Origin of the sequence: Calidifontibacter indicus, from assembly GCF_003386865.1 — a bacterium.
Taxonomy (GTDB): Bacteria; Actinomycetota; Actinomycetes; order Actinomycetales; family Dermatophilaceae; genus Yimella; species Yimella indica.
Genome location: NZ_QTUA01000001.1, coordinates 618317 through 640707 on the forward strand (window position 1 = coordinate 618317; position 22391 = coordinate 640707).

Genomic DNA, 22391 nt, shown 5'->3' on the forward strand with positions numbered 1-22391 from the left:
TTTGGTCACCGCAACATATAGTGGTGGTCATGGATCGCCTCACCGCCTGGATCGCCGCCGACGTCGTCGCGCTCACCCTGCGCGACGGCGAACTCCACGTCGCGCTGGTGAAGCGCAAGGCGCGCGCCGCCCGCGGACGGTGGGCACTGCCCGGCGGGTTTCTGCTCGAGGGTGAGTCGGCCGAGGCCGCGGCCTATCGCGAACTCGCCGAGGAGGTCGGGCTGCGGCGGCGCGACGTACGGCTCGAACAGCTCGCCAGTTACACCGCCCCCAAGCGCGACACCGAACACCCCAAGCGGGTGATCTCGATCGCCTACCTCGCCCTTGCCGCCGACCTGCCCGACACCGTGCCCGGCACCGACGCCGACGAGGCCGAATGGGTGCCGGTCGAGGCGGCCCTCGGCCGCAGACTGGCCTTCGACCACGCGCAGATCCTGCGCGACGGCATCGAACGAGCCCGCAGCAAACTCGAATACGCCACGATCGCAACGGCATTCCTGCCACCGGAGTTCACCATGAGCGAGCTGCGTGGCGTCTACGAGGCGGTCTGGGGCGTGCGCCTCGACCCGGCCAACTTCAATCGCAAGGTGATCGGCACCGACGGGTTCGTCGTCGACACCGGAGAGCAGCGGCGCGGTCGCGGGCGGCCCGCGGCGATCTACCGGGTCGGCGACGCCACCCGGCTCAACCCGCCCCTCACTCGCTGAGCCGCCCGCCGAGCCGCGCCGCTTCGGCGACAAGGAGTTACCTCGGCACGTTCAGCCGAGATCGTCCGCGAGGAGGTCGACGACTACGGCGAGTGCATCCAACAAGCATTACCGATGGTTGGCAAAACCAAAACATAAGGTTATGGTTTCGCTCATGACTGCCACCACCGCCGTCCGCACGTTGTCCGAGACCGAGTTGGTCGACCTCGTCCGCCGGGTTGCCGCCGATCGCAGCTGCTGGGAGCAGCACGTCGACTTCACCGGCGCGCAGCGGCACTGGGCCAAGATCGAGGTGCCCGAGGGCGTCGACGTCTGGGTCATCTCCTGGCAGACCTTCCAGTCGACCGACCTGCACAGTCACGGCGACGCCACCGCCGCCTTCGCCGCGGTGCAGGGCACGATCACCGAGATCCGGGTGGACGACCTCGGACGCCTGATGCCGCGCAAGTTCTCGCCCGGCGTCGTGCAGGTGGTGCGTCCGGGAGAGATCCACGACGTGCGCAACGAGGTCGTCGAGCCGGCCGTGACCATCCACGCGTACAGCCCCCGCCTCACCGAGATGTATTACTACAACTGGGACAACCGCACCGTCACCCTCGACCGCATCGAGCGCTCGGACGGCGCCCAGGCCCGCGAGTGGTGACCGGCGTCGGCATCGACCGGTTGCTCGCCGACGCGCGCGAAGGCCTGACCCGGGTGCAACCGGACGAGCTTGCGGCCCGCCGACGCGACGGGGCGTTCGTCGTCGACGTGCGGCCCAGCGAGACCCGCACCGTCGAAGGGCACGTTCCCGGAGCCGTCGTCATCGACCGACTGGTGCTCGAGTGGCGTCTCGACCCGACCAGCGGCGCCTCGATCCCCGATGGACCCGGTCTCGACGACGAGGTGATCGTGGTCTGCAACGAGGGGTACGCCTCGTCGCTGGCGGCGCGCGACCTGCAGCGGCTCGGGTTCCACCGAGCGACCGACCTCGTCGGCGGTTTCCGGGCTTACGCTGCCGTGGGCGGCCGGGTGCAGAAGGAGCCGACCTGCGTCGCGACGGCCGTTCCGACAACGGTCGAAGCAAACACGTAACAGCCGTCGTACCAACTTCCCCCAAACCCCTGCGAAAAGCCCTTCTCAGGAGGAACCTCACAGCAGGGAACCTCTTGATCGAAGGGCATCGGGGACATGGGATCGATCGGACGGCGCCTGCTGGCGCTCGGCACAGCATTCGCCACGGCGACCGCGATGGCGGCCGCTGTGCAACCACCGGCGCTCGGCAGCACGCCGGCGGCCAAGTCATCGGCACAGTCGTCCACCACGGTGCTCGACAACAAGACGCCGGTGAAGGGGCCGAAGAAGGAGGGCACCACGACCCGCGCGGTGCGTGGCGCTCCGGTCAACCCGGCGCCGTACACGGCGATTCAGCCCGACGGCACCAAGTTGACGCTCGTCAACCACGGCGACAGCCTGCGCAGTTGGACGACCACCGACAAGGGCGCCACCGTCGTCAAGGATTCCTCGAACACCTGGCGCTACGCCGACCACCTCGACGCGAACGGTCAACCGGCGGCGAGCGCTGTGGCGGCCGGGCCGAGCAAGGCGCCGCCGAGCGCGTCGACCGACCTCAAGCCGAGCAAGGACCGCGTGGCCGCGCCGGTCGACGACAGGGCGCCGTTCGCCGGGTTCACCGGCAACCAGCGCACGGTCGTCATCCTCGCGCAGTTCCTCGACCTCACCTCCCGGGGCACCACCCCGGCGCAGTGGTCGCAGAACTTCTTCGGGGCGTCCGGCAGTGTGCGGTCGTTCTACAAGGGCGCCAGTTTCAACCAACTCGACCTGGTGCCGGCCACCGAGACCAGCGGCACGGCGAACGACGGGGTGATCGGTTGGGTGACCCTGCCGATGAACCACCCGAACACCGCCGGAAACACCAGCACGGTCAACCAGAACCTCACCGCCGCCGCGATCCAGGCGGCCGACCCGTTCATCAACTACGCCGCGTTCGACACGAACGGCGACGGCTACATCGCACCGGGCGAGCTGCACATCACGGTGATCGTCGCCGGCTACGAGACGTCGTACGGCGGCACCTCATCGTGCAGCCCGAGCGTGTGGGGTCACAAGTGGGCGGTGGCGAGCGCGCCGACCGTCGACGGCAAGATCGTCGGTCGCCTGGGCTACACCCAGTTCGGTGAGGTGCACTGCCTCGCGTCCAATCCGGCCGGAGCGCATATGGCGACGATCGGCATCATGGCTCACGAGTTCGGCCACGACCTCGGCTGGACCGACCTCTACGACACCAGTTTCCGCACCGAAGGCATCGGCGCGTGGAGCCTGATGGCGTCAGGCAGTTGGGGCACCAGTGGCGGTGGCCAACAAGGAAATTCGCCGACCTTGCCCGATGCCTACAGCAAGTATCTCCAGGGTTGGATCACACCCACCGTGGTGAACACGAGTGGCCGGAGCGTGTCGTTGAGTGCAGCCGCCACGAGCAGCCAAGCCGTGCTGTTGGGCGTCAACCCAGGTGGCGCCGAGATGGGTGGCACGGGGGAGTACTTCCTCGTCGAGAACCGGCAACCGACCGGCCTCGATGCCGCCCTGCCGGGGTGCGGGCTGCTCGTCTATCACGTGGCGGAGACCTTCACGAACAACGCGGGCGCAGTGTCCACCGGGCGCCTGATCGACGTCGAGGAGGCCGGAGGCCCGCAGGACATGGACACTTACCCGGGTAGCCGCGGCTCCGCGGACGACCCGTGGCACGCAGTCGCCGGACACACCCAGTTCAACGCGACGAGTGTGCCCAACTCCAACTTCTACTCGGGAGCGGGGTCGGGGGCGTCGATGGTGGCGACCGGCGGCTGTGCGGCAACGATGACCGCGACCGTGACCGGCGCCGGCACACTGCCTGTGGCACCGGCGAACGACAACTTCGTGAACGGACGCGTCCTGACCCCCGTCACCGGCGGCACCTGGACGCAGACCACCGCGAACGCGACCAAGGAGGCCGGTGAGCCGGCGCACGCGACCTGGGCCGGCGGGGCATCGGTGTGGTTCAACTGGACGGCTCCGTCGACCGGCAAGCTCACGGTCACGACCGCCGGGTCGAGCTTCGACACGCTGCTCGGCATCTACACCGGTGGCGCGGTCAACGCGCTGACGACGATCGCCTACAGCGACGACGTCGCCTCCGGTGACTACACCAGTCGGGTGAGCAACCAGCAGGTCATCGGCGGCACGACCTACCGAATCGCGGTCGACGGCTACCAGGGGGAGGCCGGCGTCCTGAACCTCGGCTGGTCGTTCACCCCCGACGTCGTCGCCCCGCCGAAGTTCGTGTCGTTGGCTCCGTCGCGGATTTTGGATACGCGGTATGGGATTGGTGCGCCGAAGATGTTGGTGCCGGCTGGTGGTCGGGTGGATCTGCAGGTCACGGGCGTGGGTGGTGTGCCGGCCGGTGCGTCGGCTGTGGTGTTGAACGTGACGGCGGTCTCGCCGACGGGTCCGGGGTCGGGGTATGTGACGGTGTGGCCGACGGGCGCGGTGCGGCCGACGGCGTCGAACCTGAATTTCGTTCCCGGACAGACGGTTCCGAACCTGGTCGTGACGAAGGTCGGTACGGGCGGCAAGGTGTCGTTGTACACCGCGGCGCGGACACAGTTGATTGCGGATGTCGCGGGGTATTACCCGGCGGGTGCGGCGTACACCGGGGTGACCCCGGTGCGGGTGTTGGATACGCGGTACGGGATCGGTGCACCGAAGGTGCGGATCCCGGCGGGTGGCACGGTGACGTTGACGATCGGTGGTGCGAACGGGGTGCCGGCGAACGCGTCGGCGGCGGTCGTGAACATCACGACGGTCGGGCCGGCGGGTGCAGGGTCGGTGACGGCGTTCCCGGCGGGGGTGGCGGTGCCGTCGGCGTTGTCGGTGTCGTACCGGTCGAATCAGACGATCGCGGGGATGGGTGTGGTCAAGCTCGGCACGGGCGGGAAGATCACGTTGCGGTCGACGGCGTCGACGGAGTTGATTGTCGATCTGGACGGCTGGGTGCCGGCCGTCGGTGACGCGGTGGCGTTCACACCGACGCGGTTGGTGACCAACCGTGCGGTGGCCTCGGGTGGGTCGTTCACGGTGCAGGTTGCTGGGGTTGCCGGGGTGCCGGCGAACGCGAAGGCGGTGCAGGTGACGGTGACTGCGGCGAACCCGTCGACGGCGGGGTACCTGACGGTCTATCCGACGGGCGGTGCCCGGCCGGTGGTGTCGAATCTGAACTACACCACGGGTGGGTCGATCTCGAACAGTGCGATCGTGAAGGTCGGCACCGGCGGCACGATCACCGTGTTCGCCTCGGGGGCAACCCCGGTCACGGTCGACACCTCCGCCTACTGGACCCCCTGACCGACGGCGGCCGCACAAGAGCCGGCCGCCGTCCCCTGGGCTTGTCCGCGCAAGCGCTCAGGGGTCGGCGACTTCGGGTCACGAGGCCATGACGCCGAAGCGCCGGCTCAGATCACCCCGAGCGCGACCATCGCGTCGGCCACCTTGATGTAACCGGCGAGGTTTGCGCCGGCGACGTAGTTGCCGGGCAGCCCGAACTCGTCGGCCGTCGACACGCAGCGCTCGTGGATGTCGACCATGATCTGCTGCAGGCGGGCCTCGGTGTCCTCGAAGCTCCACGAGTCGCGGCTCGCGTTCTGCTGCATCTCCAGCGCACTGGTGGCGACGCCGCCGGCGTTCGAGGCCTTGCCCGGGCCGAAGAGCACCGAGGCGTCCAACAACAGCCGGACGGCCCCCGGCGTGCAGGGCATGTTCGCGCCCTCCGCCACCGCTTGAACACCGTTCTCGATCAACGCCTTTGCGTCGTCCTCGTTCAGTTCGTTCTGGGTCGCACACGGCAACGCGACGTCGCACGGCACCTGCCAGATGGAGCCGTCCGTCGAGTGCTGCGCGGTGTCGGAGACGTAGGCCGACAGCCGTTCGCGGCGCACTTCCTTGAGGTCCTTCAGCTGCGCCAGGTCGAGGCCGTTGTCGTCGATCAGATAGCCGTCGGAGTCGGAGCAGGCGACCACCGTGCCGCCGAGCTGCTGCACCTTCTCGATCGCGTACAGCGCGACATTGCCCGACCCCGACACCACGACGCGCTTGCCGTCGAAGCTCTCGCCGCGCGTCTTGAGCATCTCCTGGGTGAAGAAAACGGTGCCGTAACCGGTTGCCTCGGTGCGCACCTGCGAGCCGCCCCACGACAGGCCCTTGCCGGTGAGCACGCCCGACTCGTAGCGGTTGGTGATCCGCTTGTACTGGCCGAACAGGTAGCCGAGTTCGCGGCCGCCCACCCCGATGTCACCGGCGGGCACGTCGGTCTCGGCGCCGATGTGGCGGTAGAGCTCGGTCATGAACGACTGGCAGAACCGCATGATCTCCGCGTCCGACCGCCCCTTCGGGTCGAAGTCGGAGCCGCCCTTGCCGCCGCCGATCGGCATGCCGGTGAGGGAGTTCTTGAAGATCTGCTCGAACCCGAGGAACTTGATGATCGACAGGTTGACGCTGGGGTGGAACCGGAGCCCGCCCTTGTACGGCCCGAGCGCCGAGTTGAACTCCACCCGGAAGCCGCGGTTGATCTCCACTTCGCCGGCATCTGTCACCCACGGCACCCGGAAGATGATCTGCCGCTCCGGCTCGCACACCCGCTTCAGGATCGACCACTGCGCATACTCCGGACGCTTGCCGGCGATCGGGTTGAGGCTGTGCATCACCTCGTAGACGGCCTGGTGGAACTCCTCCTCACCCGGGTTGCGGGCGACGACCGCATCGAAGTGGGGCTGCATGTTCGGGTGAAGCTGGCTCATAGCCGCAGTCTGCCAAGGTCGGCGCTCCGGTTCGGGCTTCGGGTCCATCCTTCGGACGCGGGGTCCGACCGGGTGGGTGCCGGGGCGTAGCGTGCAGGAGGAAAGACCCCGAACCCAGGAGGACTTCGCATGGAAACTCTCTACACCGCCGAGGCGCTCGCCACCGGCGACGGACGCAACGGTCACACCAAGACCACCGACGGCTACATCGACCTCGACCTCAAGGTGCCCGAGGGCATGGGCGGCCCCGGTGGCGCGGCCAACCCGGAGGACCTCTTCGCGGCCGGCTACGCCGCCTGCTTCCACGGCGCGCTGAAGAAGGTGGCCGCCGGCACCGGCGCCGACCTGTCCAACTCCGCCGTCGGTGCGAAGGTCAGCATCGGCAAGGTCGACGGCGGCGGCTTCGGTCTCGCCGTGGAGCTCGAGGTCGTCATCCCGGGCGTCGAGCTCGCGCAGGCGCAGGAGCTCGCCGACAAGGCCCACCAGGTGTGCCCCTACTCCAACGCCACCCGCGGCAACATCCCCGTGACGGTCACCGCCGTCGAGGACTGAGCCGGCTCCACAGCCGTAGTCAGGGAAAGTGGTCGCTATCGCGGCCACTTTTCCGCTGTCCTAAGGTCTCCCGGTGCGCATCGCGAGTTACAACGTCAACGGGATCCGTGCGGCCCAGCGCCGCGGCTTCGAACAATGGCTCGCCACTTCCAACCCGGATGTCGTTGCGCTGCAAGAGGTTCGGGCCCAGCAGGCCGACATCCCGGACGGCGTGTACGGCGCCTACCACGTGGCGTACGACGAGGGCGGGCACAAGGGGCGCAACGGCGTCGCCGTGTTGACGCGGCAGCCGGTGGCCGCCGTCCGCACCTGGAGCGGGCACGTGCGCATCGACGGTCAGGCCGCACCGGTCGGCGAGGTGACGCTCGCCCGCGGCATGCGCGAGTTCGCCCACGAAGGCCGTTACGTCGAGGTCGATCTCGCCGACGCACCGCTGACCGTCGCCTCCCTCTACCTGCCCAAGGGCGGGCTGCCGGCACACCTGCAGAAGCCCGGCCGCATGCGCGAGGCGCCGGACGGCGGAGCGAAGTACGAGCGCAAGATGCGCTTCCTCGATGCGTTCGCCCGGCAACTGTCGCGGGCTCGGCGCGAGGCGCTCGCGGGCGGCCGCGAGTTCCTGTTGATGGGCGACCTCAACATCGGCCACACCCGCTACGACCTCACCAACTGGCGGCGCAGCAACCAGGTCGAGGGCTTCCTGCCGGAGGAGCGTGCGTGGATCGACGCGCAGATCTCGCCGCGCACCCTCGTCGACGTGCTGCGCGCGAAGCACCCCGACACCGACGGACCGTATTCGTGGTGGTCGTGGATGGGTCAGGCCTTCGACAAGAACGTCGGCTGGCGCATCGACTACCACCTCGCCTCCCCGAAGCTGGCCAAGACCGCGACCGCCGCCTGGGTCGACCGCGAACCCTCGCGCGATGCCCGCATCAGTGACCACGCTCCGGTGATTGTCGACTACGACTTCCCGAACCTCTAGCGGTTGTCGGTGTCGAGTTCTACGTTTGTCGTACGGCCTCCACACTGAACCCGTACATCTCGTTCAAGGACACCGCCCGCGACGCGATGACGTTCTATCAGGACGTCCTCGGTGGCGATCTCAACATCGCCCGCTGCGGCGAGTAACACTCCGACACAAACGAATCGGCCCACCCGCGCATCGCGTGGGTGGACCGATTCGTGCTTGCTCGGTGTCAGGCCTTCCGGAAGACCCGGTCAGCCGCGGGTGGCCGGGCTGCTCGCCCGACGCGGACCGCGCGAGCGACGCGCGCCCTGGCCCTCCGGCTGGGTGCGGGTCTGTGCTGCCTGGCGCTGTCCGCCCTGGCGCTGGCTGCCGGCGGCCGGACGCTGCCCGGCACCGGCCGGACGCTGGGTCGAGCCGTTCGACGAACCGCCGCGTCCGCGTCCGCCACCCTGGCGCTGACCGCCGGAGTTCTGCGCGCCGGCACCGGATCGCGCGCCACCCGACCGGCCCGCGCCGCCACTGCGGCGACGGCCCTGGCCGGCCTGCTTCGCCTGCTGCGGCGGGGCGGCGACGACCGGGATGTCGCTCGGCGCGACGAAGGTGCGCTCGCCGGGGGCGAGCTCGCTCAGCAGCGGGTGCTTCGGGTCGACCGTGGTGGTCGTCGGCTTGATGCCCGCAGCCTTGGTGAGGTCGCGGACGTCCTTGCGCTGCTCGTCGAGCATCAGCGTGACGACGGTGCCCGCGGCGCCGGCGCGCGCGGTGCGGCCCGAACGGTGCAGGTAAGCCTTGTGCTCGGCCGGCGGGTCGGCGTGCACGACCAGCGACACGTCGTCGACGTGGATGCCGCGGGCCGCGATGTCGGTCGCGACCAGCGTGCGGACGGTGCCGTTGTGGAACGCGTCCATGTTGCGCACGCGCGCGTTCTGGCTCAGGTTGCCGTGCAGGTCGACGGCCGGAACGCCTTGTGCGACAAGCTGCTTCGCGAGCTTCTTCGCGCCGTGCTTGGTGCGCGTGAAGACGACCGTGCGCCCGGGGGCCGCGGTGAGGTCGACGAGCACCGGCAGGCGGTCGTCCTTGGCGACGTGCAGCACGTGGTGCTCCATCGAGGCGACCGGCGACTGCGCGCTGTCGGCGTGGTGGGTCACCGGGTCGTGCAGGTAACGCTTCACCAGCACGTCGATGCCACGGTCGAGGGTGGCCGAGAAGAGCAGTCGCTGACCGTTCTTCGGGGTCTTGTCGAGGATGCGCTTCACCACCGGCAGGAAGCCGAGGTCGGCCATGTGGTCGGCCTCGTCGAGCACGGTGATCTCGATCGCGCTGAGGTCGCAAAGTCCCTGGGAGACAAGGTCTTCCAGGCGGCCGGGGCAGGCGACGAGCACGTCGAGGCCCTTGGCCAGCGCGGCGGCCTGCGGGTTCTGGCCGACACCACCGAAGACGGTGTGCGAACGCAGACCGGCGACGGCGGCGAGCGGCTTGAGCGAGGCCTCGATCTGACCGGCGAGCTCACGGGTCGGGGCGAGGATCAGCGCGCGCGGACGCTTCGGGGCGCGCTTGGTCGGGGAAGCCACGAGGCGGGCGACGACCGGCAGCAGGAACGCGAAGGTCTTGCCGGAGCCGGTGCGGCCACGGCCGAGCACGTCGCGGCCGGCGAGCGAGTCGGGCAGCGTCGCGGCCTGAATCGGGGTGGGCTCGGTGATGCCCTGGTCAGCCAGGACACGGATGAGCGAAGTGGGCACGCCGAAGCGCGCAAAAGTGTTGTCAGACAACGAAAATCTCCATCGAGAGCGGCGTCTCGCCGGGATCGCCCCGCGCGCACCGTCTGCGCCGGCTGGGGCGGTATGGGCGAAGCTTCGGGGCTTCGCAAACACCTGCGGACCGAGGCAAGACTGTGCGGACCGCTACATCAATACTAGGGGTAGAGGCGTCATTGTGACGATTCGAGTCGGTGTGAGCCCGGCCACCTACCGCTAAACCGACGCGCGGTTGTCACGACCCGCGCAGGCGCTTGCGCAAGCCGCTGAAGAACCCGCTCGAAACCTGCGCACCTTCGGCGGGATCCTGGAATGCGGCACCACCGAAGGAGTCGGAGCTGTCAGGCAGCGGCTTTCGCCAGTCGTCGATCGGCACGACGATCCTCTGCTGCGGGTCGCCCGACCAGACGACCGGCAACCCGTGGGCGCGCAGCCGGTCGACGACGAGCTGTGCCACCGCGCCATCGGCGGCCAGATGCCGCTGCGTCCACTGCTCCTGGGAGAGCCCGGGTTCGGGCTTGGGCAGCTGCGGGCTGCCCGGGAAGACCCCGAAGCCGATGTAGAGCTGCGTCGGCAGTTCGGCGAGTCGCTCGGCGTCCTGGGAGTGGAAGTAGGCATAGCCCCACTCCTGGAACGGGTAGTCCGAGCTGCCGCCCGGTTCGCGTTCGTCATCGATCTCGCTGACGGCACAGGTGTTGCAGCAGGTGAAGTTCATCCGGGCGACGACGCCGCGCTCGCCGAGGTCGCTGAACGCCGCTGCCATCCGGCTGTATTGGCTCGGCCTGTCAGTCGCGGCCAACGTCGCGGAGTGGGCGCGCCACACCTCGTCGACGACCGCTGTGGCCCGCGGGTCACCCTCGGGCAGTTCCCAGATTTCGGTGATGGCCTGCTTCGCGTCGTCGAGGTCGAGGAAGCCGGGGTGGACCAGCTCCATCGCGCAGGTGCGCAGTTCGTCGTCGGAGCATTCGGTCATGGTGCAGCTGCCTTTCGGTGCGGGGAGGTCCACAGGCGCTGACGGCGCCTACCCCCGGATGGTTCCCGCTGACGACCGCGTCAGCCGCGGGCGACGGCTCCCTTCCTGCCGGCCGCCCAGCACACACCGCCGGGGAGGCACTCGATCGCGTGGTAGCCCTGGTCGCTCACCCGCGTCCAGGTGCGGCCGCCGTCGGTGGTGAGGCTGGTGCCGGTCGAGCCGCGGTAGTCGCCGGCCGCGACCGCCGTCCACGGCCCGCCCAAGAAGGAGACGTCCTCGCCGACGTGGGTGAGGCTGATCCCGCCGGTCCAGGTGCGTCCGTCGGTCGTGTAGGAGGCGGTGTCCTGCACGTCGGTCGGGTCGGCGAAGTCGCCGCCGACGGCGATGCCGTGCCGCTGGTCGGCGAAGTCTCCGGCGAACCCGCCGGCCGATTCGCCCGCGGGGATGCGGTTGTCGCTGGCCGTCCAGGTGAGCCCGCCGTCGTCGGAGCGCAGCGCGCGCGACTTCGACCCGCCGGTGATGAGGAACGCCGTGTTGCCGACGGTCGTCAGGCAGTCGCCGCTCGCCGCGAAGCCGTACTCGTTGTCGGAGGCAGGCATTCCCTCGTTGGGCAACACCTTCCAGCTGCGTCCGGCGTCGGTGGTCGCGAGGATGCGCAGCTTGCCGTCGACCGGGTCGCTCACCGCGAGACCGCGCTGGCCGCCGGGGTAGAACGCCATGCAGTCGTAGAACGCCGCCTCGTCGGTGTTGCGGAACGTCTCGGCCCAGGTCGCGCCGCCGTCGGTGCTGCGGTAGATGCGGGAGTCCTGGCCGGGCCCGATCGCGAGCACGTGCGCGACCTTGCCGTTGACCTCGACGTCGCGGAACGACAGGCCCTCGGTGCCGGGCGGGGTGACGTCTTTCCATGTCTTGCCCGAGTCGGTGGTGCGGAAGACCTTGGCCTTGCCCCCGGTCAGGCTCTCGCCGCTGACCCACGCCTGCGACCTGCTCACGGCGGCGAGTCCGCGGAAGTTCTGGTCGGGGTCGAGCACGCTCTGCTTCCAGTTGCCCGCGAACGCCTTGGCGGCCGGCTGGCCCGACGGGCCGGACGGCGCGGCATCGGCGGTGGCGCCGAAGGGAGGAACGGTGAGGGCGAGGGCGGTCAGGGTCACGAGTCCGAGTCGTCGCATTGACCGACCGTTGCGTAAACGCGCGGGTAAGTCCAGGGTCGGACGGTTCACTGCGCCTCCCGCGTGGTCATGACGCGAGCCGAATCAGGTTGGTACTCCTGCACATCCGATCCGTCGGCGGCGCCGACGAACTCGGGCAACGGAAGGTGCATGTTGTCGACGGGCGCTCGTAGCCAGGTCGCGGTCGCCCAGCCCTGAGTGAGCAGGTGATGGTCGGAGCCGGGTTCGTCGTCGCCCGCCTCGGCGACGTACGTGACGGCGAGGCCCTCGGTGAACCGGTCGTCGATGCGGGCCTGCACGGCGCCGAACGGTGCCAGGTGGGCGCCCCGCAGTCCGCGCAGTTGCTTCCAGGCGACGTCGGGCACGTTGATGTTGAGCACGTGTCCGTTGAATCCGGCCTGCTCGATCCATTCCAGCGCGATGCCGGTCACTCGCTCCACCGTGTCCCAGTGCTGCGGGTCGGCGGAGGTGACCGAGACGGCCAGCCCCAGCACGTCGTGGGTCACCGCGGTGTGGGCTGCTCCGACGGTGCCCGAATGCAGCGTCGCGTGGCCGGTGTTGGCGCCGAGGTTGCACCCCGACATCACCAGGTCGGGTTTGTCGCCGAAGGCGCCGTAGCAGGCCAGGAAGGTGATGAGACCCGGTGCGGCCCGCACCCCGACGCATTCGACGTCGTGCGGCATGCCGGGCGGATCGGCCTCCACCAGAACGATTTTGCCGTCCTTTTCCTCGCCGGCAAGGGATGCCGACGCGCCGGAGTACTCGTGCGCCGGGGCCGCCACCTGCACGGTATGACCGCGCTGCAGGGCGGCTCGTGCGAGCACTGCGAGCCCGGCCGACCCGATGCCGTCGTCGTTGGTGATGAGAATGTGCATCGGCTGCTCAGTGCTCCTTGATCTCGACGTGCTCGGCGATGCGCTCGATCGTGTCGCGGTTGCCGGTGCCGAGGCCGCCCCGGGTGACGTTGAGCGCGCCGGCGGCAGCGCCCAGACGTGTCGCATCGACGAGGTCGGCGCCGCGGGCGATGCCGACAGCGATGCCGGCGGTCATGGAGTCGCCGGCCCCGCGATGCTCGTGCGTGCTGACCGGCGGTGTGATCAACTCGTGCACCCCCTCGGCGTCGACCACGAGTGCCGGCTTCTCGGCGCGGGAGACGACGACGGCGCCGACCCCGTCGTCGATCAGCTTGCGCGCGCCCGCGACCAGCTTCGGCATGCTCTCGCCGGCGGCCAGGTCGGCGTCGAGCAGCTCGTCATGGGCGATCTTGAGCACGTCCACCTCGGCCCGGATCGCAGCCAGCGCGGCGTCGCCGGACAGGTCGGCCACGACCCGTCCGCCCGACGCCCGGATGTCGCGGATGAGCCGCTCGAAGAACTCTGCGGGTAGCACGTCGGCCGGCTCACAGCCGGTGATCACGGTGAGATCGGCGTCCATGCCCTCGACCAGCGCAACGCCGTAGAGGTCGTCGAACTCATGTCGGCTGAGCGGTGGGGGTGGCATGTGCGCGATCACGTGACGCTCGCCGGCGCGCAGGTCGTAGATGTAGCCGCCGTTGCCCGCCGGGTAGGGCACCGGTCGGACGGTGAGATCGAGGTCGCGCAGCATCGTCACGACCAGCGGGCCGAGCTCGCCCCCGAACGGACCGATGACGGTCACCTCGGCGCCGAGCGAGCGCGCCATGCGCGCCATCCACAGGCCCTGGCCTCCCGGATGGATGTGCACGCCCGACTCGTCGTGCTCGCTACGGGTCGTCTCGGTGAGCGCGGCCGTGGCCTCGACCACCGCGAGCGGGGTGGGGGCGACGACGGCGATTCGGGGCATCTTCGGCATGTCTCCCATGGTTACCGAAATCGGACACCTGAAGGCGTCACCTGGATGGGTGGTTCGATGATCGGCGGTCGACACCTCGCGCCTACGCTGATCGCATGACCATTCCGAGCAAGACCCGTGAGATCCACCTGGCTTCCCGACCCAACGGCGCACCGACGCCCGACAACTTCCGGCTCGTCGAGGTCGACCTGCCGCCGTTGCAGGACGGCGAGATCCTCGTGGCCAACACCGTCATGTCGGTCGACCCGTACATGCGCGGACGGATGAACGACGTGAAGTCGTACGTGCCGCCCTTCCAGGTCGACAAGCCGCTCGACGGTGGGGCCGTCGGCACGGTGATCGCCTCCAAGGCAGAAGGATTCGCCGAGGGCGACCGCGTGCTGCACGGGCTCGGCTGGCGTGAGCACGCCGTCCTGCCGGCCGACCGAGCCACGCGCATCGAAGGGTCCGACTTCTCCGACAGCGCCTACCTGGGCGTGCTCGGCATGCCCGGCCTCACCGCGTACGCCGGGTTGATGGCCGCCGCCGAGTTCAAGCCGGGCGACATCGTCTACGTGTCGGGCGCCGCGGGCGCGGTCGGTTCGCTGGTCGGCCAGATCGCGAAGCTGTCGGGCGCCTCGCGGGTGATCGGTTCGGCCGGTTCACCGGAGAAGGTCGCGCGCCTGCTCGAACTCGGTTTCGACGCCGCCTTCGACTACCACGACGGCCCGGTGCGCAATCTGTTGAAGCAGGCGGCGCCCGACGGCATCGACGTCTACTTCGACAATGTCGGCGGCGACCACCTCGAGGCCGCGATCTCCAGCCTCAACGTCGACGGCCGGGTCGCGATGTGCGGCGCGATCTCGCAGTACAACGCCACCGAGGCGACCCCGGCCCCGCGCAACCTGGCGCTCGCGATCGGCAAGCGCCTCACCCTGCGCGGGTTCATCGTGGGCAAGTACGCCTCGCTCAAGGACGAATTCGTCGCGACCGTCGGCCCCTGGCTGGCCGACGGTTCGATCAGTTGGGACGAGACGACCCGCGCCGGTCTGGACAACGCCCCGCAGGCGTTCATCGACCTGCTCGAGGGCGCGAACACCGGAAAGATGGTCGTCACGCTCTGACCGACGCCCTTGTCGCGGGCTCCAGTGAAAGATCGGTGTTGCTCTGACAGCACCGATCTTTCACTGGAGCCGGCCGCCGGGTTGGTCGCCGGAGTCGGTCAGCGCGGGTCGTCCATCCTGGACGCGCGCGTGGGCGATGATCGTCCAGACGAACATGGAGCAGATCGACGAGACGGTCGTGATCATCTCGAAGGCGGTGCCGATACTGCTGCCCGCGGGTCCAGCCGGTGAAGTAGGCCGCCCAGGGCCCGAGGATGTCGCCGGCGAAGTCGGCGAAGCTCTTGTACTCCAGATTCGACAGCAGCAGCTCGCCCATCGCGCGGAGCACGAAGTAGAGCATCGCGCCGATGATCATGTAGACGAAGATGACCGACGGGCCGGCCTTGCTGATGGTGTTGCCCGAACCCATGAAAAGCCCGGTGCCGATGGTGCCGCCGATGGCGATCAGCTGGATGTGACGGTTGGACAGCCCGCGTTCGAGATGGTTCTCGGACTCGGTCGTCGACATGGATGAAACCCCTTCGTGAGCCGGTCTTTCCGCCGGCGCGCACACCGCGGGACGAACTTCGGCAGGCTATCCATCGGCGCGGTGTGGGCCCGACCGCACCCCGTACCGCCGGGTTCGGTTCCCAGGCTTTCCCCAGCTGTCGGCGCTGGTGAGCGGCAACACCTACCGCAACCCGACGCTGCTCGCGAAGGTCGTCACTGCCTTGGACGTCGTGAGCCACGGACGTGCCCAGCTCGGCATCGGTGCCGGCTGGTTCGAGCTCGAACACGACTGTCTCGGTTACGAATTCGGCACCTTCACCGACCGCTTCGAGCGGTTGGAGGAGTCGCTGAACATTGTGCTTCCGATGCTGCGCGGCGAGAAGCCGTCACTCGAGGGCAAGTGGTACCGCGTGCACGAGGCGGTCAACAGCCCGGCGCCGCTGAGCCGCATCCCGGTGATGATCGGCGGCGGTGGCGAGAAGAAGACGCTGCGGATGGTGGCGCAGTATGCCGACGAGTCGAACATCATCTGCGCGCCCGACGAGGTGGCCCGCAAACTCAAGGCGCTCGACGACCACTGCGCAGCGCTCGGCCGCGACCGCAGCGAGATCACCGTCAGCTACCAGACCAGCTGCGTGATCGCGCCGACCAAGGAGCAAGCCGAACAGGAACTCGAGGACGCGATCGCCCGCACCCCCGAGCTGGGCGGACGGCGTGGCGGCGTGATCGTCGGCGGACCGCAGGAGGTCGCCGGCACCTACCGCAAGCTGCTCGACCTCGGCGTCGACGGGTTCACCGCCAACATGCCCGCCAACGGCCACATCCCCGGACGCGTCAGCCTCCTGGGTGAGACGCTGGCGCCGCTGATCGCGGCTTGATTACCTCCCGCGCACAGTGACGGACGGGGGCGAGCCCGGATACCCGGGCCCGCCCCGTCCGCATGTCGTCAGCCCGGTGTCACGGCACGCGGTGCGTCCACTCCGGTGTGGAGAACTTCTCGTCGACGAGCTTCTGCGCCGCGTCCAGCTCGGCCGGGGAGTACTCGGATCGCGTTGTCGCGTAGCGCTTCTCGAAGGTGGCGAGGAACGAGTCGAGGATCGCCTCGCGGGTCATGCCGGTCTGCGACCGCATCGGGTCGACCCGCTTGTTCGCCGAGCGGTGGCCCTTGTCGCTCATCTTCTCGCGGCCGATGCGGAGCACCTCGAGCATCTTGTCGGCGTCGATGTCGTAGCTCATCGTCACGTGGTGCAGCACCGCACCGGTGCCGCCGTCGACCGGCGCGAACCGCTTCTGCGCGGCGCCGCCGATCTTGCCCTGGTCGCTGGCGATGTCGTTCAACGGCACGAAGTGGGCGTTGACACCTACCTCCGCCAGCGCCTCGATCACCCAGTCGTCCAGGAAGGAGTACGACCGCTCGAAGCTCAGGCCCTCGACCAACGAGGTCGGCACGACGAGCGAGTAGGTGATGCAGTTGCCCGGCTCCATGAACATCGCGCCGCCGCCCGACACTCGCCGCACCACGCCGATGCCGTGCTTGGCCGCGCCGTCCGGATCGATCTCGTTCTTCACCGACTGGAACGACCCGATGACGACCAACGGGGAGTCCCAGTCCCAGAAGCGCAGGGTCGGCGGCCGCTCGCCGCGCGACACCTCGCGTCCGATGACCTCGTCGAGCGCGACGTGCATCGCCGGGTGCATCGTGCGGGCCGGGATGACGTCGAAGGTGTGGTCGTGCCAGCCGGTCGCCTTGCCGAGTGCGCGACGGACGGCGATGCCGACGGCCTCGGGGGAGAACCCGATGAACGAGGTGTCCTTGCCGACGGCTCCGCTGATCGCCGAACTCAGTTGATCGACACCGGCATCGGTGGGCATCCCGTTGAGCGCCGCGTCGATGTCGAACAGCGCCTCCTCGGGTTCGAGGAAGAAGTCACCCGAGATGTGCACCTGGGCCAACCGGCCGTCCTGCACCTGGAGATCGACGGCGACCAACTTGCCGCCCGGCACCTTGTATTCACCACGCATGTCGGGTGCAACGCGCGCACCGCTCGGCCTATGCCGCCCCTGCGATTGGCCGTAGCGTCGAGACATGACTGACGAATACGACTTCATCGTGATCGGCGCCGGCCCCGTCGGCGAGAACGTCGCGCAGTACGCCACCGAGCACTCCGGCCTCACCGCGGTGCTCGTCGAGAGCGAACTGCTCGGCGGGGAGTGCTCCTACTACGCGTGCATGCCGAGCAAGGCGCTGCTGCGACCCATCGAGATCGCCTCCGACACAAAGCATCTGGACGGCGTGACCGACGCCGGCGTCGACCTCGACGGCCTGTTGAAGCGGCGCGACTACTGGGTGTCGAACTACGACGACTCCGGCCAGGTGAAGTGGGCCGAGGGCGCCGGGCTCGCGGTCGTCCGCGGATCAGGACGCCTGACCGGTGAGCGGACGGTGCGGGTCGGCGACCGCACGCTGAGCGCCCGGCGTGCGGTGGTGGTGGCCACCGGCAGCACGCCGGTCGTGCCGCCGGAGTATGCGGACGTCGCCGCCTGGGGATCGCGAGATGCGACCGGGGTGCAGGAGGTGCCCGAGCGCCTCGTGATCGTCGGCGGCGGGGTCGTCGCCTGCGAGGCCGCCACCTGGATGGCCGCGCTCGGCAGCCGCGTCACGATGCTCGTGCGCGGCGACCGTCTGCTCGCGAACCAGGAGTCGTTCGCGTCCGAGGTCGTGCTGGCGGCGCTGCAGGACGCCGGTGTCGACGTGCGCCTCGGGGCGAAGGTCACCGGCTGCGCGCGGTCCGACGCCCGCGACACCGGACTCGGACGGGTGCACGGCGGCGTGGTCACGGTGACGCTCGGTGACGACACCGTCGAGGCCGACGAGATCCTGCTCGCTGTCGGCCGCCGACCGCGACTGGCCGAGCTCGGCCTCGACGAACGCGGGCTCGGCACCGACCCCGCCAAGTGGCCCGACTGGCTGGTGGCGGTCGGTGACGCGAGCGGCGAGGCGCCGTTGACCCACTGGGGCAAGTACCGCGCACGGGTGATCGGCGAGCGGCTCGCCGGCGGGCCGGCGAAGGAGCCCGACGACGTGCCGGTGCCGCAGGTCGTCTTCACCGATCCGCAAGTGGCACAGGTGGGTCCGCTCACCTCGGCGCTGCCCGACGCCGAGGTCGTGCGCGTGCCGTTCAACGCCGCCGGCGGCTCGGCGCTGCTGCGCGACGACGTCACCGGCTGGGCCCAACTCGCCGTCGATCGCAGCACCCGCACCGTGCAGGCGGCCACCTTCGTCGGTCCGCAGGCCGGCGAGCTGCTGCACGCCGCCACCATCGCGATCGTCGGACGCGTGCCCGTCGCCACGCTGCGGCACGCCGTGCCCAGCTATCCGACCGCGTCCGAGCTGTGGCTGCGGTTGCTCGAGGAACTGCCGCGGGAGATGCGCGAACTCGCCGGTTGAAACCGCCCCGCAGCGTGTGCCGGCAACCGCAGCGTGTGCGGGGATGGCGTCGGGAATGAAGCCGAGTGGAAATTAGTTGACACGTCCACTACATTGGTTGACAGATCAACGAACGAGGGAGCGAGAGACATGCAGTTCGGAATCTTCACCGTCGGCGACGTGACCACCGACCCGGTGACCGGCCGCACCCCGACCGAGCACGAGCGCATCAAGGCGACGGTCGCGATCGCGAAGAAGGCCGAAGAGGTCGGACTCGACGTGTTCGCCACGGGCGAGCACCACAACCCGCCGTTCATCGCCCCGGCGAACCCGACCGTCCTGCTCGCGAACATCGCCGCGCAGACCGAGCGCATCGTGCTCACCACGTCGACGACGCTGATCACCACCAACGACCCGGTGCGCCTCGCCGAGGACTACGCCTACCTGCAGCACCTCTGCGACGGCCGCATGGACCTCATGCTCGGCCGCGGCAACACCGGCCCGGTGTACCCGTGGTTCGGCCGCGACATCCGCGACGGCATCGAGCTCGCGGTCGAGAACTACGCCCTGCTGCACAAGCTGTGGCGCGAGGAGCAGGTCAACTGGCAGGGCAAGCACCGCACCCCGTTGCAGGGCTTCACCTCCACCCCGCGTCCGCTCGACGGCATCGCACCGTTCGTGTGGCACGGCTCGATCCGCAGCCCCGAGATCGCCGAGCAGGCCGCCTACTACGGCGACGGATTCGCCAACCACATCTTCTGGCCGAAGGAGCACACCCAGCAGATGGTGCAGCTCTATCGCCGCCGGTTCGAGCACTACGGACACGGCACCGCGGCCCAGGCCATCGTCGGCCTCGGCGGCCAGGTGTTCATGCGCAAGAACAGCCAGGACGCCAAGCGCGAGTTCACGCCGTACTTCGACCACGCGCCGGTCTACGGCGGCGGCCCGTCGCTGGAGACCATGACCCGCGAGACCCCGCTGACCGTGGGTTCGCCGCAGGAGGTCATCGAGCGCACGCTGAGCTTCCGCGAGTACGTCGGCGACTACCAGCGTCAGCTGTTCCTCATCGACCACGCCGGCCTGCCGTTGAAGACCGTGCTCGAGCAGCTCGACATCCTCGGCGAGGAGGTCGTGCCGGTGCTGCGCAAGGAGTTCGCCGCGATGCGTCCCGCCGACGTGCCGGACGCTCCGACGCACGCCTCGCTGTTGGCTGCGGCCCACGCGGAGCGGAATGCTTCGGAGCCCACCATTGTTCCATCGAGAGACTAACTAACTGGAGGACAGAGATGACCGAGCTCGTCGTCATCAGTGCCGGGCTGCGCTCGCCCTCGTCGACGCGGTTGCTGGCCGACCAGTTGGCGCAGGCCGCTCGCACCCAGCTGCTGGGGGCCGACGTCAGCGAGGTCGAGGTGCATCACATCGAGGTGCGTGAACACGCCCACGCGATCGCCGACGCATTGCTCACCGGTTTCCCGACCGGCGCGCTGGCCGACGACCTACGCGCGGTGACCGAGGCCGATGCCCTGGTCGTCGTGACCCCGACCTTCCAGGCGTCCTTCTCGGGCCTGTTCAAGTCGTTCCTCGACCTGGTCGAGGAGGGCACGCTGCGCGGCACCCCGGTGCTGCTCGGCGCGACCGGCGGATCCGAGCGGCACTCGCTGGTCATCGACCACGCGCTGCGCCCGCTGTTCGCCTACATGGGTGCATTCGCGCTGCCGACCGGTGTCTACGCCGCCACCTCCGACTTCGGCGGTGAGGGCGCAGCCGCCCTGGAGCGCCGCATCGAGCGTGCCGCCGGCGAACTGCGAACCGTGCTGGCGGGCAACAGCATCCGCAAGCCGAAGGTCGACGAGTTCGCAGATTTCACCCCGTTCGATCAGCTCCTGGGTTCCATCGGCTGAGCCACAATCGAAAGACCGAAGGAGGTCGACATGGTCGATGAGTTCGAGAGGTTCCAGTACGCACAGCGGTTGTTCGAGCAGCGCAGGTTCGCGCCGGCAGCCAAGGAACTCGAAGCGATCCTGGCGTCCGACGAAGGTAAGGGGCGCGCCGACGTACGCGAGTTGCACCTGCGCTCGCTCTACCACTCGGCCCAGCTGACCAAGGCCGAGGCGGTCGCTCGCGCGATCATTGCCGAGGACCCCGCCGATGCTTACGCCGTGGTCGTGCTCGGTCGCACCCTCTACCGCCAGCGGCGGTACGAGGAGGCCGAGGGCTATCTGCGACGCGCCGAGGCGTTCGGGATCTCGACGGTCTGACCGTCGAGGCGCGGCGTCCCGGGGCATCTCCGCCCCGCAGCACCTCGCCCCGCACCGTCCGCAAACACTGCACCTCCCCTCGCAGGTGCTGCACCACGAAACAGGCACTGCTGCTGCAGCAGCAGTGCCAGTTTGCATGTGCAGTGTTTGCGAGGGGAGCGGTGGTCGCTCGTCGGGGCGTGGTGCTTCCTCGACCACTACGGCCCGCTGCTCGGCGCGCAACTTGACCTAGCGCCCGACGCGCAGGTCATCCTCGAGCTCGATTCCAAGGTCGAGCACGGGGGCTGCTCGATGCCGGCGCCGTGAGCGTCGGCGACACCGATTGGAGTTCGGCGACCTGTTCTGCCAGGACGACGGGCCGACCTCGATGCGGCTGCACGCGGGTGCCGACGGCGCCCGGCTGCGTCCGCGCAATCGACGTGGCAAATCCGTAGCCTGACCCACCTACCCGCCGGTCACATCTAGCGTTGGGTGTAGGTACCCGACGCAGAAGGAGTGTCCCCGTGAGCGACCGGCTCGAGGTCACCGTCAGCAACCATCCCGTGCGCAACCGCTGGGAGGCCATCACGACCAACGGCGACGCGGCCGGCTACATCGAGTACGCGTCCACCGAGGACGTCGTCGTGCTGGAACACGTTGTCGTGCAACCGAAGTACGAAGGTCACGGTGTCGGCAGCACCCTCGTCCGACAGGCGTTGGACGAGGTGCGCGCAGAGGGCTCGCGGGCGGTGGTGCCGCTGTGTCCGTTCGCGCGGACGTGGATCACCAAGCACCCCGAGTACATCCCGCTGGTCTACGGCGAGGCCGCCCCCGCGGCTGACTGAGCTCCGGTTCGATGGCCCACCCGACGATGTTCGCCGACGACGATGCTCTGCTCGCGCGGGTGCGGCAGATTGCGCTGACGTTCCCGGAGGCAAAGGAGCGGGTGTCGCACGGCAGCCCGAACTGGTTTCACCGCAAGACCTTCGCCTCGTGGCGGGCGCACATCAAAGGTGAACACGACTCGACCCGGCTCAACCGGGCGCTCTGCTTCCTGCCCGACGAGCAGGAGCGGGCGGCATTGCTCGAGGACGATCGGTTCCACGTGCCGGCGTATATCGGCCACGCCGGGTGGCTCGTGCTCGACCTCGCCCACCACCTCGGCGAACCCGGCCGCACGCAGCTGCGCGCTGACGACCCGGACGGCGTCGACTGGGACGAGGTGGGTGAGCTGATCGACATGTCGTATTGCAACACGGCTCCGAAGAAGCTGGTGGCGTTGCTCGACGCGCGGTAGCCGCAACCGGGGATCGGGGTGGCGTCGGGTAGTGCAAACCGCGGATTGGCAGATTCGGGTAGTG

Annotated in this window: 22 protein-coding genes and 1 pseudogene; 15 read left to right on the forward strand and 8 right to left on the reverse strand. The window is 69.2% G+C overall.

What is annotated here, in order from left to right:
• Nucleotides 1-29: 29 nt before the first annotated feature.
• From DFJ65_RS02905 to DFJ65_RS02920, 4 genes are all read left to right on the forward strand, one after another.
• Complete coding sequence (locus tag DFJ65_RS02905) at nt 30-707, forward strand: NUDIX hydrolase (protein ID WP_115921723.1); 678 nt, start codon at nt 30-32, stop codon at nt 705-707.
• Nucleotides 708-861: 154 nt separating this feature from the next.
• The gene (locus tag DFJ65_RS02910; protein WP_170143968.1) at nt 862-1350 is read left to right on the forward strand and encodes a cysteine dioxygenase; all 489 of its coding nucleotides are present in this window, start codon (nt 862-864) and stop codon (nt 1348-1350) included.
• The gene (locus tag DFJ65_RS02915) at nt 1344-1781 is read left to right on the forward strand and encodes a rhodanese-like domain-containing protein (RefSeq protein ID WP_211308351.1); all 438 of its coding nucleotides are present in this window, start codon (nt 1344-1346) and stop codon (nt 1779-1781) included. Before DFJ65_RS02910 ends, DFJ65_RS02915 begins: the two co-directional genes overlap by 7 nt.
• Before the next feature lie 96 nt (nt 1782-1877).
• Nucleotides 1878-5087, forward strand: coding sequence for a M6 family metalloprotease domain-containing protein (locus DFJ65_RS02920; RefSeq protein ID WP_115921725.1), 3210 nt, complete (start codon nt 1878-1880; stop codon nt 5085-5087).
• Nucleotides 5088-5194: 107 nt separating this feature from the next.
• Here the strand turns inward: DFJ65_RS02920 and gdhA are convergent, their stop codons facing one another.
• On the reverse strand, nt 5195-6535 hold the full coding sequence (gene gdhA / locus DFJ65_RS02925; RefSeq protein WP_115921726.1) for an NADP-specific glutamate dehydrogenase: 1341 nt from the start codon (nt 6533-6535) through the stop codon (nt 5195-5197).
• Nucleotides 6536-6664: 129 nt separating this feature from the next.
• Between gdhA and DFJ65_RS02930 the strand changes: the two genes are divergently transcribed.
• Entirely contained in the window at nt 6665-7087 is a 423-nt protein-coding gene (locus DFJ65_RS02930; RefSeq protein WP_115921727.1) for an organic hydroperoxide resistance protein, read from the forward strand.
• Nucleotides 7088-7160: 73 nt separating this feature from the next.
• Nucleotides 7161-8066: an exodeoxyribonuclease III gene (locus tag DFJ65_RS02935; RefSeq protein WP_115921728.1), complete on the forward strand. Its 906-nt coding sequence runs from the start codon at nt 7161-7163 to the stop codon at nt 8064-8066.
• Nucleotides 8067-8302: 236 nt separating this feature from the next.
• Here DFJ65_RS02935 and DFJ65_RS02945 read toward each other — a convergent pair whose 3' ends face one another.
• The 5 genes from DFJ65_RS02945 to DFJ65_RS02965 all read right to left on the reverse strand — a co-directional run bounded on the left by DFJ65_RS02945 (nt 8303) and on the right by DFJ65_RS02965 (nt 13774).
• On the reverse strand, nt 8303-9817 hold the full coding sequence (locus DFJ65_RS02945; protein WP_115921729.1) for a DEAD/DEAH box helicase: 1515 nt from the start codon (nt 9815-9817) through the stop codon (nt 8303-8305).
• Nucleotides 9818-10037: 220 nt separating this feature from the next.
• Nucleotides 10038-10775 (reverse strand): DUF6891 domain-containing protein, encoded by a 738-nt coding sequence (locus DFJ65_RS02950; RefSeq protein WP_115921730.1) that lies wholly within the window; start codon nt 10773-10775, stop codon nt 10038-10040.
• A gap of 80 nt (nt 10776-10855) precedes the next feature.
• On the reverse strand, nt 10856-11944 hold the full coding sequence (locus DFJ65_RS02955) for a WD40/YVTN/BNR-like repeat-containing protein (protein ID WP_115921731.1): 1089 nt from the start codon (nt 11942-11944) through the stop codon (nt 10856-10858).
• 47 nt (nt 11945-11991) lie between these two features.
• Nucleotides 11992-12819, reverse strand: coding sequence for a 5'/3'-nucleotidase SurE (surE, locus tag DFJ65_RS02960; RefSeq protein ID WP_115921732.1), 828 nt, complete (start codon nt 12817-12819; stop codon nt 11992-11994).
• Nucleotides 12820-12826: 7 nt separating this feature from the next.
• Nucleotides 12827-13774: a 1-phosphofructokinase family hexose kinase gene (locus tag DFJ65_RS02965; RefSeq protein WP_245949955.1), complete on the reverse strand. Its 948-nt coding sequence runs from the start codon at nt 13772-13774 to the stop codon at nt 12827-12829.
• A gap of 95 nt (nt 13775-13869) precedes the next feature.
• Here DFJ65_RS02965 and DFJ65_RS02970 point away from each other — a divergent pair, with 95 nt between their 5' ends.
• Nucleotides 13870-14877 (forward strand): NADP-dependent oxidoreductase, encoded by a 1008-nt coding sequence (locus tag DFJ65_RS02970; RefSeq protein ID WP_115921734.1) that lies wholly within the window; start codon nt 13870-13872, stop codon nt 14875-14877.
• Nucleotides 14878-15094: 217 nt separating this feature from the next.
• Here DFJ65_RS02970 and DFJ65_RS02975 read toward each other — a convergent pair.
• Nucleotides 15095-15385, reverse strand: a pseudogene (locus tag DFJ65_RS02975) (D-serine/D-alanine/glycine transporter); the annotation flags it as partial.
• Between the two features lie 148 nt (nt 15386-15533).
• Between DFJ65_RS02975 and DFJ65_RS02980 the strand changes: the two are divergent.
• Complete coding sequence (locus tag DFJ65_RS02980) at nt 15534-16244, forward strand: LLM class flavin-dependent oxidoreductase (protein ID WP_211308352.1); 711 nt, start codon at nt 15534-15536, stop codon at nt 16242-16244.
• Between the two features lie 79 nt (nt 16245-16323).
• Here DFJ65_RS02980 and lplAB read toward each other — a convergent pair whose 3' ends face one another.
• Complete coding sequence (lplAB, locus tag DFJ65_RS02985) at nt 16324-17388, reverse strand: lipoate-protein ligase LplAB (protein ID WP_115921736.1); 1065 nt, start codon at nt 17386-17388, stop codon at nt 16324-16326.
• Nucleotides 17389-17452: 64 nt separating this feature from the next.
• On the opposite strand from lplAB, the gene DFJ65_RS02990 reads away from it, so the two are divergent.
• From DFJ65_RS02990 to DFJ65_RS03015, 7 genes are all read left to right on the forward strand, one after another.
• Complete coding sequence (locus DFJ65_RS02990) at nt 17453-18814, forward strand: dihydrolipoyl dehydrogenase family protein (RefSeq protein WP_115921737.1); 1362 nt, start codon at nt 17453-17455, stop codon at nt 18812-18814.
• A gap of 129 nt (nt 18815-18943) precedes the next feature.
• Entirely contained in the window at nt 18944-20062 is a 1119-nt protein-coding gene (locus DFJ65_RS02995) for an LLM class flavin-dependent oxidoreductase (protein ID WP_115921738.1), read from the forward strand.
• 17 nt (nt 20063-20079) lie between these two features.
• A complete protein-coding gene (locus DFJ65_RS03000) occupies nt 20080-20694 on the forward strand; it encodes an FMN reductase (protein ID WP_115921739.1) in 615 nt (204 codons plus the stop codon).
• A gap of 30 nt (nt 20695-20724) precedes the next feature.
• Nucleotides 20725-21051, forward strand: coding sequence for a tetratricopeptide repeat protein (locus tag DFJ65_RS03005; protein WP_115921740.1), 327 nt, complete (start codon nt 20725-20727; stop codon nt 21049-21051).
• Between the two features lie 147 nt (nt 21052-21198).
• Entirely contained in the window at nt 21199-21357 is a 159-nt protein-coding gene (locus DFJ65_RS17320; RefSeq protein ID WP_170143969.1) for a hypothetical protein, read from the forward strand.
• Nucleotides 21358-21554: 197 nt separating this feature from the next.
• The gene (locus tag DFJ65_RS03010; protein ID WP_115921741.1) at nt 21555-21875 is read left to right on the forward strand and encodes a GNAT family N-acetyltransferase; all 321 of its coding nucleotides are present in this window, start codon (nt 21555-21557) and stop codon (nt 21873-21875) included.
• A gap of 11 nt (nt 21876-21886) precedes the next feature.
• Nucleotides 21887-22327, forward strand: coding sequence for an MmcQ/YjbR family DNA-binding protein (locus tag DFJ65_RS03015; protein WP_115921742.1), 441 nt, complete (start codon nt 21887-21889; stop codon nt 22325-22327).
• Nucleotides 22328-22391 lie beyond the last annotated feature (64 nt).